The organism is Acinetobacter johnsonii CIP 64.6 (genome assembly GCF_000368045.1).
In the GTDB taxonomy this organism is placed as follows: Bacteria; Pseudomonadota; Gammaproteobacteria; order Pseudomonadales; family Moraxellaceae; genus Acinetobacter; species Acinetobacter johnsonii.
The window spans coordinates 312287-327598 of sequence record NZ_KB849236.1; the positions used below are offsets into that span (position 1 = coordinate 312287).

The following is a 15312-nucleotide window of genomic DNA, read 5'->3' on the forward strand; positions in this document are numbered from 1 at the left end:
TGTCATCGACTTGAGATATGGGTGTCATCTTTTTCGCATAAATTTCAAGTCCATATCGTCTTTAGGCAATCCACATGACAAAAAAAATGAACCGCCGAGAACTTATTCAAAAAACTTTGGCAGGATTTGGTGCTTTATCTTTACCTATTTCACTGACCGCTTGTGGTGATGATGCCGACTCAAACACACAGCCCAACACGCAAGTGCAATTTTTGCATGGGGTTGCCAGTGGTGATCCTTTACAAACTCAAGTTATCATTTGGACACGTGTAACACCGACGGATAGCAGTGCGCGTTTAGAAGTGCAGTGGGATGTGGCAAAAGATGCAGACTTTAAAAACATTACAGCAACAGGAAAGGTGCTGACTACAGCTGCACAAGATTTTACTGTGAAAGTGGATGTGACGGGACTTGCTGCGGGACAAGTTTATTTCTACCGTTTTAAATCGGCGTCGAAGTATTCAATCACAGGGCAAACTAAAACCTTGGCAACGCAAGTGCAGTCGGTACAGTTTGCCGTATGCTCATGTTCAAATTATCCAGCCGGCTATTTCCATGTTTATAAAGAAATGGCCAAACAGGATGTCGATGTTGTCATTCATTTGGGAGATTACATCTATGAGTATGGTATGGGAGGCTATGCTACAGAAGAGGCAGTCGCGATGGGGCGCACACTGGCGGATGATAATAATACAGAAATTATTCGCTTAGATGACTATCGCAAACGTTATGCCTTATACCGACTAGATGCAGATTTGCAGGCTGCGCATCAACGTCATCCTTTTATTGTGATTTGGGATGACCATGAACTCGCAAATGATACATGGGAAAAGGGTGCTGAAAATCATCAGTCAGATACTGAAGGCGATTTCCTAGAACGTAAACTAGCGGCACTAGCGGCCTATTTTGAGTGGATGCCAATTCGTCCAATTGATGATCAACATATCAAGATTTATCGTCAATTTGACTTTGGCACGCTTGTTCAACTGACGATGCTGGATACACGTATTATTGCGCGTAATGTGCAATTAGATTATGCAAACTATATGACTGCTACAGGTTTAGATATTGCAAAATTTCAAGCCGATTTAATCAATCCTGCGCGTACCTTGATGGGTGTGGAGCAGCGAAATTGGTTATTGCAGAAACTTCAGCAATCTACGGCAACATGGAATTTACTCGGCCAGCAGATTCTGATGAGCAAAATGTTTGTTCCAGCAGAATTGTTAATGTCGCTGGCAGAAATTACAGCAGGTAATCCTAGTCCTGAGACCTTAAGTAAAATCACCACACAAATCACTGAACTATTAAAAATTAAAGCTCGAATGGATGCAGGTGATCCAACCGTAAGTCCAGAGGAAAAAGCACGTCTTGCGGTTACTGCACCTTATAACTTAGATGCGTGGGACGGCTATTTTGCTGAGCGTGAAATTTTGTATGGCACTTTGGCACAACTTAAGAAAAAAGTTGTGGTCCTTGCTGGAGATACCCACAATGCTTGGGCTTCGGATTTATCGAGTAAAGATGGGGTATTGGTTGGCGTGGAGTTGGCGACCAGTTCAGTCTCTTCCCCTGGGTTGGAGAAATATTTGTCCATTCCGATGCAGCAACTGCAAGAATTTGAATTTGCATTTACCAGTTTGATTGAGGAGTTGAATTATTGCAACTTGAATCAACGTGGTTATTTGAAAGTCCGTTTTACCGCAGAGCGGGTACAAGCGGATTGGATTTTTGTAGATACCATTAAGCACAAAGAATACATCGTTGATGAAACTCGCTCGCATCAAGTGATATTAGACCCGACATTATCACCAGTCAGTGCGTTAAAGCAAACGGCATAAAATGACCCTAGAAAAAACCGAGCATCATTGCTCGGTTTTTTTATAATTTCTCATCGATATAACTATCGAGATCGATATGCTTAATCTGCTTACAGTAAGCATGCTCATACTTCAGTAGTTGCACATATAAATCTGCTTCATGCCCCAGCTGGGTTTTACGTGCCTGATAATCTTCAGATTGATGGGAGCTAAAGCGTAATTGGAGTCGTGATTTGAGCGTTTGCTTATAGGCCCAAAAGCAGACACGTCTGAGTTGTTGTAACTGGTGATGTTCAACCGACTGGCTGTGGTCTCGAAATAAATTTTCTTTATAGAAGCGCACAAAACCAAAGTTCACACCAAAATAAAACAAGATCCACATTAGCAAACTGCTTTCAAGGAACACCAGATTTAGTCCACTTAAAAGAATCACGGCAGCGAGTTTGAAGGGCGCATGGCGTTGCAGTTGATACAGGGAGTTTGATGAATGTTTAATTTGTTTAATGACAAAAGGTAAGACCCACATCAGCACCAATAAAATACTGATAATGGCATAACTGTGACTTTGGAGCGGATCGAGATTCTCCAAGTGAGTTAAGTAAAAATCTTTCAGAATTAAGCTGATTGGAATAAAAATCATCACCGCCAAAACCCACGGAATAACTTCACGCTGGTCATCTAAAATACCGCGTGTTTTGATTTGACTATAAAGCAAGTAATTACGTTTAAATGCGGCAGGGTAAAGGGTCTCTAATTGTTGCAGTAACAGTTGAACTTGTTTGGATTGCATCGTCAAAAAAGAGCGTATGAGAAAAATAGCCTTTACTATAGTAGATTTGGAAGGGGATGGCTCAAAAAAATACGTGAAACAGAATATTCACAGAGAAAAGCACAACAATTTCGCTTTTTCGCTCTGAATTATGCGAAAATGTCGGATTCAATTTTTTTGTCTAAGGGCAGTTCATGACTGATCATTCTCCTGAATCTTTAAGTGATATCGAAATTTTAGACATTTTGCAGTCTATGAAAGACGATGAGCTTGATACAGAGGCAAAAGAAGAGATTCGTAAAGGCGGTAAAGCGGGTCGTCAAGAAGCACATAAACTTGCGATTGTGGCTTTAAACCAATCTTTTGAAAGCAAATTTGTTGAAGCTGTAGCTTTGGCATTGGGCTTGAATGAAGGTCAAGCCAAAAAAATTCGTTATAAGAAAGACCGCATCCGTATTTTAAAAGTACGTGGGATTGATTACATGGCGATTGATGGTGCGGAAACAGCACAAGTCTTGTCACAAGTTGCACAAGCCATTGTACGGGAAGATGCGACCGTGACACATGATTTGCACAACATCTTCCCATTTTGGAAAGAAGGCTGGCCAATGGTTCAGTTTGACAGTGCATATAAAATTTTATCTGAAGATATTACCATTCACTATCAAGCAACTTTAGATAAATTGCTAGAATTGTATGGTCGTTAAGATCGCAGTATCAAAGCACCTTCGGGTGCTTTTTTTATGGGGCTATATTAGCTATGGAAAATCCAAGACAGTAATAAGCTGATGGGCCAAATGAACAGTCGCCACCATGTAATGAGTGGATTCCAGAAATATTGTCCAAAAGACAGAGTATCGTTAAAGCTGCGTTGCCCACGTTCATAAGCATAAGGTGTAATCCGCCATGCTAAAATCAGCAAAACAATCGCACTTACGATCAGAAGTGTGTGGCTGTATTGGGAAAAATAATAGTAAATCAGATAAAGCGCAGAATAAAAGAAAGTACACGCCAAAATAGCAGGCAATGAAAAAGACATAAGCTTGACTCTATTATATTGTTATATCAAGGCATTATAAATGAAAATACCCGATGTGATACATCGGGTATTTATCGGTTGTTGAGCTTAAGGTTCGTTATAACTCAGTATGAGTATTTGATTAACCCAGTGTTGAGTAAAGTGGGAAAATACCAAAGATCATCGCTGTAACCAGCATCACTAAACAAGTAATCACCGCCCACCTGATGGTAAATTCTTGGTGTTCACCAAAGTTAATTCCTGCCAATCCACAGAGTAAGTAAGTCGATGGAACCAATGGGGACAGTAAGTGTACAGGTTGACCAACAATCGATGCACGAACCATTTCCACAGGAGTGATACCATAGTGTCCAGCGGCTTCAGAGAGTACAGGCAGTACACCAAAGTAGAAGGCATCATTCGACATGAAGAAGGTCAGTGGCATACTAATCACAGCCGTGATAGGTGCTAAATACGGCCCCATACTTTCTGGAATAATGGCAACCAGTTCTTGAGACATGGCTTCAACCATACCTGTACCCGATAAAATACCGGTAAAAATACCTGCCGCAAAGATAATCCCGACTACAGCTAAGGCACTGGCAGAGTGGTTACCAACCAAACGCTTTTGCATGTCTAGATCTGGATAGTTCACCACCAAGGCAATACACAGGGCAACCATGAACAGAATCGCCGCAGGTAAAATGCCCATTACTAAGCAGACCATCAAGACCAAAGTTAGTAGAGAGTTAAACCATCTTAAGTGGGCACGGTTGGCTTCAGGTTCTTGCGAAATCTGAATACTGTCACCATGGCTAATATCTAATTCCACAATACCAATGCGTTTACGCTCCATACGGCCATACATAAAGCCGAGGAAGTATAACCACCCAATTGCAACGAGCATTGGTAAAATCATCGGAACAAAGACATCGTTTGGATCGACATGCAATGCCGTTGCAGCACGTGCTGTTGGTCCACCCCATGGCGTTAGGTTCATGATTCCGCTCGCAAGCATCATTAGACAAGCCATAATTAAAGGGCTCATACCAATACGCTTATACAGCGGTAGCATTGCGGCAACACAGATCATGTAAGTGGTTGAACCGTCACCATCCAAGGAAACAATTAAAGTCAGTGTAATGGTGCCGAGGGTCACTTTTAAAGGATCACCTTTAACCTGCTTTAAAATCCACTTCACTGAAGGGTCGAATAGACCCGTGTCGATCATAATTGCAAAATAAAGGATTGCGAAAAGGAGCATTACGCCCGTAGGAGCGAGCTTTTTAATGCCTTCCATCATCATATTGCCAAGTTCAGCAATATCAAATCCAGCAAGGTTGTCAACAAAGAGACTTAAAACATAAGTAAGTAATGCAAAAATGATAGGGATTAAAGTTAAAGCAACAAGAGCGCTCAGTCGTTTGGACATGATTAAGTACATGAAGCACATAATCATGCCTAAACCTAAAATGGTCAGCATGGATCAATCCTTTGAACGTGTTAAGTCTGTTTATTCATCAAGTGACAGCGATAGTATGCAATTCAGCATGATTTTTAAATGCTCTTAAACATATGTGATTTTTCATTCTATTTTTCTAATAAATAATATATATCTGTAAAGTATGGTTAAGATACTTATTTTGTATAACTTCATATGGTTAAATCTGAAGCAAAAAAAACCTTGCAGTTGCAAGGTTTTAATTCAAGGCGATGTTTCTATTCCTCGACTGTTTGGGTTGCAGGCTGTAGTGTTTCTTCAAGTAAGCGCGTCACTAAAAGTTGGTCAATCTTAAAATGATCGACATCAACCACTTCAAATTTAAAGCCTGCGTATTCTACGGTATCGGCAGGGCGTGGAATTTTGCGTAGACGGTACATCATAAAACCAGCCAAGGTTTCATAATTTTCTTCATCTGGCATTTCATCAATGGCCAGTGCATGCTTCATGTCTTCAATCGGCGTGCTGCCATCAATCAGCCATGAATTATTATCACGTTTAATGATCTGTTGTTCGGCTTCAATTGGAGTAACCCAGTCGCCCATGACCGTAATCATAATGTCTGACAGGGTGATGACGCCCACGACCAAAGCATATTCGTTAATCACAACAGCAAACTTTTCTTTGGTGGAGCGGAAACGGTCTAATAACTCAGACAAGGTTAATGTGTCTGGAATGGTGAGAACATTACGAATAGTGCTTTCATTGAGTTGTAGTAAAGATTGATTATTCAGAATACGGACCAGAATATCTTTGGCATCCACATAGCCAATTACATCATCAATATTTTCACTACAAACTAAAAACTTAGAATAAGGATATTCAGCCAATTTTTGACGAATGCTGGCTTCAGATTCATTTAAAGTAAAATACACCACATTTTCACGCGTGGTCATACTTGAAGGTACATTCCGCTCTTCAAGTTCAAATACGTTTTCAATGAAATGGTGTTCTTGCTTTTGTAGCACCCCAGCTTGCGCACCCGCATCCATCACTGCCGAAATATCATCAAAGGTAATGTTGTCATCACGGGTGGTATTCACTTTAAACAGGCGGAATAACAAGTTGGCAAGGGCATTAATAATCCAAGCCAAAGGTTTGCAGACCTTAATAAACACCTGAATGGGGTTAATCACTGCAATAGAGATTTTTTCAGGGGCAATCATGGCTAAACGTTTTGGCATGAGGTCAGCAAACAAAATAAATAGTGAGGTGACTAAAGTGAAAGATAGAGCAAAGCTAATGGTTTCAGACCAAGGGCCAGTATAAAAACGAGCAACAAAGCTCATGAAGTAAGGACGAAAAGCCCCTTCACCTAAAATACCGCCCAAGATTGCCACTGCGTTTAAGCCAATTTGTGAAGCGGCAAAGAAGTCAGCAGAATTTTCTTGTAAATTCAAAACTTTCTGTGCGCGATCATCGCCCGACTCAGCCAAGATTTTCAGCTTGACCTTACGTGCTCCTGCCAGTGCGATTTCTGTCAGAGACAAGAAACCCGCCCCAGCAATTAGGACTAGAATGATAACTATGTTTTGAAAAAGGCTCACGGAATCCACCTGTGATTCATCGTTATTATGAATATTTTTAACACAAAAAAATAAAGACAGTAATCACTTACTGTCTTCTATCATACCTGAGTTATTGGTATGAAAATGAATTATTTAGAGCTTGAATGCTTAATAATGTGAGAATTGCGAGTTATTGCCTAAAAACTCACGATTTTCTTCCTCAATCATTTGACGTGCCACATACAAAATCAGCTGTCTGAGCCAGCGATGTGCAGGATGGTGATGTAACAGTGGACACCATGCCATTTTCAACTCAAGTTCTGGAATATAAAAAGGTGGGTCTTTAATCAGGAGGTTTTGACTTTTGGCTTGTAAGCGTGCAATACGGGTCGGTAAAGTCGCGATCAAATCTACATTTGAAGCCAATAGTGCAGGCATTTGATAATGTCGGGTGAAGACCGAAATTTTACGTTTTTGGCCAATCCGTTCTAAAGCTTGATCAATCCAACCTAGACCTGCTTGTTTTTCAGGGTTAACGCCGAAACCAACGCCCATACCTGTTTTAGAGACCCAAATATGCTGTGCATCGAGGTAACTTTTTAGGTTTAAGTTGCTGGCAGCGGGGTGTTTACCGTTGAGTAGACATGAAAAACTGTCACGCCAGACCAAAACTTGGTGGAAGCTTTGTGGAATTTCATTGAATCGGTTAATGGCTAGATCAACTTTACCTTGTTCCATATCACGATATGACACATCACTTGGAGTTAAGAAGTCTAAAACCACATTGGGTGCTTCAGAACGTAATGCTTTAACGAGGCGGGGAACTAAGGTTGCTTCGGCATAGTCCGAAGTCATAATACGGAAAACACGGTTTGAAGTGTAAGGACGGAACTCGGTACGAGGTTCCAAAATCATGGAGAGATCAGAAAGAGCGTCACGTATGCGGGGTTGTAACTCTAAAGCCCGTTCGGTCGGTGTCATACCTTCAGAAGAGCGAATTAGCAGGGGATCATTAAATAAGTTACGAAGACGACGTAGAATATTACTCATTGCTGGTTGGGTGACACCCAATTGTTCAGCTGCTCGGGTTACATTTTTTTCGCGTAAAAGTACGTCCAAGTAAATTAAGAGGTTTAGATCAACCCGCTCCAGATTCATAAAATAAATACCGAGAATAAAATCATGAAATTGTTTGCATTATGCCATAAGCCATCGGGCTTGTGTAATAAACTGACGAAAAAAAAAGCATCGGGTTGTACAAAGAATACCCCCTTCATTTTCTCAGAAAATGGGTTTTTATGCTTAAAAACGGAGAGCATATTAGTCCTAAGCAATGTCTCAATATGCGTAAATTGAGGCTCAGATTATTGCTTAGAAAATGGCTTAAGCTGGCCTGTTATTGATGGAATAAAAGCGTGATAAATACTCTTTTTGCTGAATATTGAACTTTTGTCATTTGGGTCAAATTAAGTATTGATTTTTGGTTTGAACTCTTTTTTCCAACGGCCGAGACTTAAGTCTAATGAAGAAATATTCGACAAAGGATGTATTTTTCACGGTTTTCTTATTTTATTTAAGTTTAAAAATAACAATTACTTAATTATGTTTTATCGAAATATAATTAGACTTTTATCTATATATTTTTTAAATAAATACTGAAAATTAATGCAGAATATTGGATTAATTTATTCTGTCAATCTAATCTGTATTCATCGCAACGAAGCGCTCTAAATCTAAGCAAAAGCTTGAGGGTCTGATTTTAGCTTTTCGTTGAAGAAAATCCTAATATTATTACAGGAAATATCATGACTACATATCAAACAGCGATTGATGCAATCCGCGAATTAAAAGCAAAATTCGGTAGCACTTGGGCAGACATCAGTCCTGAAGATGCTGCGCGTATGCAAATCCAAAACCGTTTCAAAACTGGTTTAGATATCGCTAAATACACAGCTGCAATTATGCGTCGTGATATGGCTGCTTATGATGCTGACTCTAGCAAATACACTCAGTCTTTGGGTTGCTGGCACGGTTTCATCGCACAACAAAAAATGATTGCGAACAAAAAATACTTCGGTACGACTGAACGTCGTTACATCTACCTTTCTGGTTGGATGGTTGCTGCGCTTCGTTCAGAATTTGGTCCACTTCCTGACCAATCTATGCATGAAAAAACTTCAGTACCTGCGTTGATCGAAGAAATCTACACGTTCTTACGCCAAGCTGATGCGAAAGAATTAAACGACCTTTTCCGTGCGCTTAAAAAAGCAAACGAAGCAGGCGATACTGCTAAAGCTGCTGAAATCACTGCACAAATCGACGGTTTCCAAACTCACGTTGTGCCAATTATTGCGGACATCGATGCTGGTTTCGGTAACGAAGAAGCGACTTACTTACTTGCTCGTAAAATGATTGAAGCTGGTGCTTGTGCACTACAAATCGAAAACCAAGTATCTGACGCGAAACAATGTGGTCACCAAGCTGGTAAAGTAACTGTTCCACATGAAGACTTCATCTCTAAAATCCATGCATTACGTTATGCATTCTTAGAAATGGGTCTTGATGACGGTATCATCGTTGCGCGTACTGACTCTGAAGGCGCTGACTTGACTCAAAAAATCCCAGTGGTTAAAGAGCCAGGTGACATCGCTTCTCAATACATCGGTTTCCTAGACACTGTTGAAATTGACATTGCTGATGCTCAAGAAGACGAAATCCTAATCAAGCGTGATGGTAAACTTCACCGTCCAAAACGTTTGGCTTCTGGTCTATACCAATTCCGTCCGGACACTCAAATTGACCGTGTTGTTCTTGACTGTGTATCTAGCCTTCAAAATGGTGCTGACCTTCTTTGGATCGAAACTGCGACTCCAAACGTTGACGAAATCGCGCACATGGTTAACCGTGTTAAAGAAACAGTTCCAAATGCGAAACTTGTTTACAACAACTCTCCATCATTCAACTGGACGTTGAACTTCCGTCAACAAGCTTACGACCGTTGGGTTGCTGAAGGTAAAGACGTTTCTGCTTACGACCGTGCTAAATTAATGAGCGCTGAGTACGATGCTACTGAATTAGCTGCTGATGCAGACGCTAAGATCCGTACATTCCAAGCAGATGCTGCTCGTGAAGCGGGTGTGTTCCATCACTTGATCACACTTCCGACTTACCACACTGCTGCTCTTTCTACTCATGAGCTTGCACAAGGTTACTTCGGTTCTGAAGGTATGTTGGCTTATGTTGCTGGCGTACAACGTAAAGAAATCCGTGGTGGTATCGCTTGTGTTAAACACCAAGCAATGGCGGGTTCTGACATCGGTGATGATCACAAAGAAATCTTCTCTGGTGACAACGCTCTTAAAGCGCACGATGATGCTAAAAACACAATGAACCAATTCGCTGCTCACTAAGCACTGAACTGATTCATAAAAAAACCCTGCTAAAGCAGGGTTTTTTTATGAATTAATTTTGAGCTTTTTGAACAGATTGAACGTGAAATATTGAACAAAGAGGTTAAGGCATCAGAATCAGTAGCCAAACAATAAAGATAATACTTAAAGAAACAAACTGTGCAGCACTACCCATGTCTTTGGCATTTTTTGAAAGCTCATGGCGCTCTAGTGAAATACGATCCACAATCGCCTCAATGGCTGAATTGAACAATTCAACAATAATTGCAAGTAAACAAACGGCTACCATGAGGGCTTGTTCTAAGCGACTGACAGCACAGAAAAAGCTTGTTGGAATTAGAATCAGGTTAATCAACAGGACTTGGCGAAAAGCAGCCTCATGCGCAAATGCAGCCTTAAAACCTGAAATGGAATAATGAGTTGCATTAAAAATACGTTTAAAACCTGACTTGCCTTTGAGTGGGGAATATTGGCTCATACCATCAACCATTTTAAAATTTCAGCCACAATACATGATCTATATTAAAAGTCACTTAATTATAGTATTCAAAAAGTGCTTAATCTATGCGCACCTAAAATAAGGAGAAAGAGATTAAAAAGCCTGCTTTTTAATCTCTATAGTTAAAGGATGGATATTGGTTGAAAGCAAACGAGATGCTTATTAGATGTCTGCTTTGCTTTGTGTGTGACTTATTCTATTTTTTCAAAAAAGCATCCGCTGCTTGACGTCCCAAAGCAGGGTCATCGGTAAAGATACCATCCACTCCAGCTTTAAAGAAAATTTCAAACTCTGCCAGCGCGCCTTTTTCGCACTTTTCAGCGGCTATCGCGCTACAGTCTAAATAGTCTGCTAAGAAATTATTTTCTGGGCGTAGGGTATAAGGATGTACTTTTAAGCCCACTGCGTGTGCATTGTTCACAAAACTGGACGGGGTCGCTGGCTGAGTATTCGGCACGATATAGGTTTTGCTTGGTCCGACACCATGCGCATAGCTTGCGACGTCTTTCAGTCCTTGAGGTGTTGCCATATCACTATAGCGGAGTGTTGATTTGGCAAGCACAGCATCGGCAGGTTGTTCGGACTTGCCACCATAGAGTTGAATAATTTTGGCATGTCGAATCGATTTTAATTGATCCAACTGTTGACGCATCTGTTTTAAGTTGCTGACTTCAAACGACTGGATATAGACTGGCGCAATGTCACGACTATAGGTGTGTTTGGCCAGCGTGGTTAATAAGCGTTGCTCCATGGCCAAATTGAGACCTTGGAAATAGCTGGAATGTTTGGTTTCGATATACAGGCCCACAATTTTTCCTGTCTTTTTATAGTACGCATCTACGAGTTCAATAATTTCATCTAAAGTGGGCAGATCAAATTGATCATTATATTGGGCATTTGCTGGACGAATCTCTGGAATACGTTCTCGTGCCTTCAGTTGCTTCAGCTCGTTTAAAGTAAAGTCTTCAGTAAACCAACCTGTGTAAGTCACGCCATCAACGACTTTACTGGTCTTCCGTTCTGCAAACTGCGGCAAGCTGCTGACATTGGTGGTTCCTCCGATTTCATTTTCATGGCGAGCGATTAAATAACCGTCTAGAGTTGGCACCAAATCAGGCTCAATAAAATCTGCACCATCATCAATTGCTTTTTGGTAAGCGGCTAAGGTATGTTCAGGGCGTAGCGCGCTGGCGCCGCGATGTCCAATAATAAGCAATGCAGGCTCAATGTATTCGGCGTTGTTTGATGGTGGCTGGGATGCTGCATTGTCTTTCTCATCATGATGACAGCCCAATAAACTTAAAAAAATAAAACTCAATAATGTTCTTTTTAACATGTGTTCCTCAACATTTTATTGTGGTGTTGCGGACTCAGTGTTCAATTTTAATATCTCAGATTAATGACAAATTGCGAAAAATTACAGGATGTCATCAATTGGTCAAAAAGCTTTCTTCATAGTTTCTTCATATTTAGCTCTAATGTTCTATTTCATGTTGTTAAGTCTTGTTTTTTAATGATTCGTCATAGAAGATCAAGCATAAAGTGATACCAGTTTCTAGATCTAGCCTCAGACCCAAGAGTACCGCAGACCCATGCTGTCTAAATTTTTTATTCATCGTCCAATTTTTGCTGGTGTGCTGGCGATTATCGTGATGGCATTTGGTTTATTTGCCACCTTTCAGTTGCCTGTAGAGCGCTACCCCGATATTGCACCTCCGCGAATTACGGTGAGTGCAACATATACGGGTGCGTCGGCAGAGACGGTGGAGGAGAGCGTTACTCAGGTTTTAGAGCAGCAAATTAAAGGGATTGATCATTTACTGTATTTTAGTTCGAGCAGTGACTCGAATGGCCGTAGTCGAATCAGCATTAGTTTTGAGAATGGAACTGACCCAGATACCGCTCAGGTGCAAGTTCAAAATGCCATCAATGGAGTGATTAACCGTTTACCAGAAGATGTACAGCGTCAAGGGGTCAATGTTTATAAGTCGCTTGGCGATACGCATATGGTGATTGGCTTATATGACCGAACAGGCAAAAGCAGCAATATTGCGCTGTCTGATTATATGATGACGCATTTGGAGCAAGATTTAGCCCGTATTGATGGGGTTGGTGAGGTTGATGTCTTTGGCGCACAGTATGCCATGCGCTTATGGCTGAATCCGCACAAATTGCGTCAATATGGACTGATGCCGAGTGATATTCGTGCGGCGGTTGAAGCGCAAAACACGCAAGTGGCCGCAGGGGCAATTGGTGAGTTACCAAGCCTGTCAGATCAATATTTAAATGCCAAAGTTACCTCCGGTACACGTTTAAAAACCGTTGAAGAATTTGAGAACATCATTGTCAAATCGACCCGTGATGGCAGTTTTATTTATTTAAAAGACGTCGCACGGGTGGAACTGGGCGCGGAAAATTATCAGTCGTTTAATACCATTAATGGTTTTCCTTCAGCGGGTATGGGCATTTCATTGTCTTCAGGGGCCAATGCACTGGCAACTTCGGCATTGATCAAACAAGAAGTCAGCCGATTGTCCTCTAAACTCCCAGAAGGCTATCAAATTGTTTATCCACGTGATAACACGCCTTTTGTGCAAGAGTCGATTAAGGAAGTGGTCAAAACACTGTTTGAAGCAGTGCTTTTGGTGATTGTGGTCATGTTTGTCTTTTTGCAAAATTGGCGTGCAACGTTGATTCCCACTATCACTGTGCCTGTTGTAATTTTGGGCACGCTGGCCATTCTGTATGTGCTCGGGATGAGTATCAACACCTTAACCTTATTTGCATTGGTCTTAGCTATCGGGCTTCTGGTGGATGATGCGATTGTGGTGGTGGAAAACGTTGAACGGCTGATGCATGAACAGCAGATGAGTGCTCAACAAGCTTCGATTGCATCGATGCAGGAAATCAGTGGGGCATTGATTGGGATTACTTTGGTGTTAACTGCAGTGTTTATTCCCATGGCCTTTTTCGGTGGCTCGACAGGAGTGATCTACCGTCAGTTTTCAATGACCTTGGTTGCTGCCATGGCGCTATCTCTGCTGGTCGCATTAATTCTAACGCCTGCACTATGTGCCTTAATTTTAAAACCCAATGATAAATCGGCACGATGGGCAACTTGGTTTAATCTGACGTTAGATCAGCTAAAACAGCGTTATTTAAAGCTGAGTAGCCAGACCATTCAGCACAGTAAAATCATGCTGGTAGTTTTTGTGGCGTTAATTGCCGTCTTTGCGCTGTTTTATCGTGCTTTGCCGACCAGTTTTATTCCCAGTGAAGATCAGGGTATTTTAAGTGTCCAGTTTAAACTGGCCGATGGTGCACCGCTGAGTCAAAGCCGTGTGGTTGGGGAAGAAATTCGCCAATACTTTTTAGATAAAGAACAGGCCAATATCTATTTGGTGATGATCCGTTATGGTCGTAATTTCTCGGGGACGGGACAAAATTTAGGTCAGGGTTTTATTGCGTTGAAACATTGGGATGAACGTAAGGGGAAAGAGAACTCCGCACAAGCGATTCGAGAACGGGCGATTGCTCATTTTAGATCGCATCGAAATGCGCAAATTAATGTAAATATGCCGTCTTCAGTCAGTGGCTTAGGGCAAACCGATGGCATGGAGTTTTGGATACGTGATATCAATGGCGAAGGTCGTGCCTATTTAGAAGCACAGTTCAAAACTTTGCAGGAAGCATCCAAGCAGTATTCTAGTTTTAGCAATTTAGATAAACGTTCTAACCCAGATAAAGCTGAACTCAAAGTGGATGTGAACCAAAAGCAAGCTTTGGCGAATGGACTCAGCCAGACCGCCATTAATAGCACTTTATCCAGTGCTTGGGGCGGAAGTTATATCAATGACTTTATTGACCGTGGTCGGATTAAGCGGGTAATTATGCAAGGGGATGCCGAATTTCGTTCAAAACCTGATGATCTTCAAGCGTGGACCGTACGTAATGATCTGAACCAAATGATTCCTTTTACAAATTTTGCCCAAGTGTCTTGGAGCGGAGGCCCTGAGGTGGTGAATCGCTTTATGGGCTATACCGCACTAGAAATGGAGGCGGATACAGCACAAAATGTTAGTTCTGGACAAGCCATGCAAGACGTACAAGATATGGTACGAGGGCATGATGGTATTGATCTGGCGTGGAGCGGATTATCGTTCGAGGAAAACCAGTCCAATAACCAAGCATTGCAGCTGTATTTGGTCTCCATAGGCTTTATCTTTTTATGCCTTGCGGCACTTTATGAAAGTTGGAGTATTCCAACAGCCGTCATGAGTGCGATTCCACTCGGTATTGGCGGCAATATTCTGTTCAGTTATTTGACGGGTTTTCCGAATGATATTTACTTTCAAATTGCCTTGCTGACCACAATTGGTCTGTCCTGTAAAAATGCGATTTTAATTGTGGAATTTGCTTCATTGGCGCAGCAAAAAGGCCAGACTGCAATTGAAGCTGCCTTGGAAGGAGCAAGCTTACGTCTACGCCCGATTTTAATGACGTCTTTGGCTTTTGGCGCGGGTGTCACACCTCTGGTCTTTGCCTTTGGTGCAGGGGCAGCAAGTCGTCAGGAAATTGGGGTGAGTGTACTCGGTGGCGTGATTTTTGGCACGGTGTTGGTATTGCTGTTTATTCCTTTAATGTATGTTTTGGTTCGCCGTGTGTTTCATGGACGAACTCCTCAGGACGAGGTTTAAGATCGAATCCGAAACATTCGTATGCAGCGAATAGGCAAAGCGAACATTTAACCCAATCAGGCCGAAAGGCCTGACATTTAAAGATCCTTT

Annotated in this window: 11 protein-coding genes; 4 read left to right on the forward strand and 7 right to left on the reverse strand. The window is 41.5% G+C overall.

Annotated elements, in window-relative coordinates; all coding sequences use genetic code 11:
* Nucleotides 1-74 precede the first annotated feature (74 nt).
* Nucleotides 75-1841, forward strand: coding sequence for an alkaline phosphatase D family protein (locus tag F986_RS12510; protein WP_004695613.1), 1767 nt, complete (start codon nucleotides 75-77; stop codon nucleotides 1839-1841).
* 40 nt (nucleotides 1842-1881) lie between these two features.
* Here the strand turns inward: F986_RS12510 and F986_RS12515 are convergent, their stop codons facing one another.
* Nucleotides 1882-2610, reverse strand: coding sequence for a hypothetical protein (locus tag F986_RS12515; RefSeq protein ID WP_004695614.1), 729 nt, complete (start codon nucleotides 2608-2610; stop codon nucleotides 1882-1884).
* A gap of 173 nt (nucleotides 2611-2783) precedes the next feature.
* Here F986_RS12515 and F986_RS12520 point away from each other — a divergent pair, with 173 nt between their 5' ends.
* Nucleotides 2784-3296 (forward strand): hypothetical protein, encoded by a 513-nt coding sequence (locus tag F986_RS12520; protein WP_004695616.1) that lies wholly within the window; start codon nucleotides 2784-2786, stop codon nucleotides 3294-3296.
* A 47-nt stretch (nucleotides 3297-3343) separates the two neighbouring features.
* On the opposite strand, the gene F986_RS12525 is transcribed toward F986_RS12520, so the two are convergent.
* The 4 genes from F986_RS12525 to F986_RS12540 form a co-directional block, all read right to left on the reverse strand.
* On the reverse strand, nucleotides 3344-3628 hold the full coding sequence (locus F986_RS12525; RefSeq protein WP_004695618.1) for a hypothetical protein: 285 nt from the start codon (nucleotides 3626-3628) through the stop codon (nucleotides 3344-3346).
* 121 nt (nucleotides 3629-3749) lie between these two features.
* Nucleotides 3750-5090, reverse strand: a complete 1341-nt coding sequence (locus F986_RS12530) for a CitMHS family transporter (RefSeq protein WP_004695619.1) — start codon at nucleotides 5088-5090, stop codon at nucleotides 3750-3752.
* A 236-nt stretch (nucleotides 5091-5326) separates the two neighbouring features.
* Nucleotides 5327-6655, reverse strand: coding sequence for a polyamine export protein PaeA (locus F986_RS12535; RefSeq protein ID WP_004695622.1), 1329 nt, complete (start codon nucleotides 6653-6655; stop codon nucleotides 5327-5329).
* A 129-nt stretch (nucleotides 6656-6784) separates the two neighbouring features.
* Nucleotides 6785-7774, reverse strand: a complete 990-nt coding sequence (locus F986_RS12540) for a LysR family transcriptional regulator (protein WP_004695623.1) — start codon at nucleotides 7772-7774, stop codon at nucleotides 6785-6787.
* A gap of 647 nt (nucleotides 7775-8421) precedes the next feature.
* Between F986_RS12540 and F986_RS12545 the strand changes: the two genes are divergently transcribed.
* Nucleotides 8422-10026, forward strand: coding sequence for an isocitrate lyase (locus tag F986_RS12545; protein WP_004695627.1), 1605 nt, complete (start codon nucleotides 8422-8424; stop codon nucleotides 10024-10026).
* 103 nt (nucleotides 10027-10129) lie between these two features.
* Here F986_RS12545 and F986_RS12550 read toward each other — a convergent pair whose 3' ends face one another.
* Both F986_RS12550 and F986_RS12555 read right to left on the reverse strand, forming a co-directional pair.
* A complete protein-coding gene (locus F986_RS12550; protein WP_026056375.1) occupies nucleotides 10130-10504 on the reverse strand; it encodes a diacylglycerol kinase in 375 nt (124 codons plus the stop codon).
* Between the two features lie 217 nt (nucleotides 10505-10721).
* Nucleotides 10722-11861, reverse strand: coding sequence for a glycerophosphodiester phosphodiesterase (locus F986_RS12555; protein WP_004695632.1), 1140 nt, complete (start codon nucleotides 11859-11861; stop codon nucleotides 10722-10724).
* 256 nt (nucleotides 11862-12117) lie between these two features.
* Between F986_RS12555 and F986_RS12560 the strand changes: the two genes are divergently transcribed.
* On the forward strand, nucleotides 12118-15222 hold the full coding sequence (locus tag F986_RS12560; RefSeq protein WP_004695633.1) for a multidrug efflux RND transporter permease subunit: 3105 nt from the start codon (nucleotides 12118-12120) through the stop codon (nucleotides 15220-15222).
* Nucleotides 15223-15312 lie beyond the last annotated feature (90 nt).

Coding starts and splice junctions, on each gene's coding strand:
- F986_RS12525 (WP_004695618.1), bottom strand. CDS start 3,628: ATGTCTTTTTCATTGCCTGCTATTTTGGCGTGTACTTTCTTTTATTCT.
- F986_RS12520 (WP_004695616.1), top strand. CDS start 2,784: ATGACTGATCATTCTCCTGAATCTTTAAGTGATATCGAAATTTTAGAC.
- F986_RS12515 (WP_004695614.1), bottom strand. CDS start 2,610: ATGCAATCCAAACAAGTTCAACTGTTACTGCAACAATTAGAGACCCTT.
- F986_RS12555 (WP_004695632.1), bottom strand. CDS start 11,861: ATGTTAAAAAGAACATTATTGAGTTTTATTTTTTTAAGTTTATTGGGC.
- F986_RS12540 (WP_004695623.1), bottom strand. CDS start 7,774: ATGAATCTGGAGCGGGTTGATCTAAACCTCTTAATTTACTTGGACGTA.
- F986_RS12545 (WP_004695627.1), top strand. CDS start 8,422: ATGACTACATATCAAACAGCGATTGATGCAATCCGCGAATTAAAAGCA.
- F986_RS12510 (WP_004695613.1), top strand. CDS start 75: ATGACAAAAAAAATGAACCGCCGAGAACTTATTCAAAAAACTTTGGCA.
- F986_RS12560 (WP_004695633.1), top strand. CDS start 12,118: ATGCTGTCTAAATTTTTTATTCATCGTCCAATTTTTGCTGGTGTGCTG.
- F986_RS12550 (WP_026056375.1), bottom strand. CDS start 10,504: ATGAGCCAATATTCCCCACTCAAAGGCAAGTCAGGTTTTAAACGTATT.
- F986_RS12530 (WP_004695619.1), bottom strand. CDS start 5,090: ATGCTGACCATTTTAGGTTTAGGCATGATTATGTGCTTCATGTACTTA.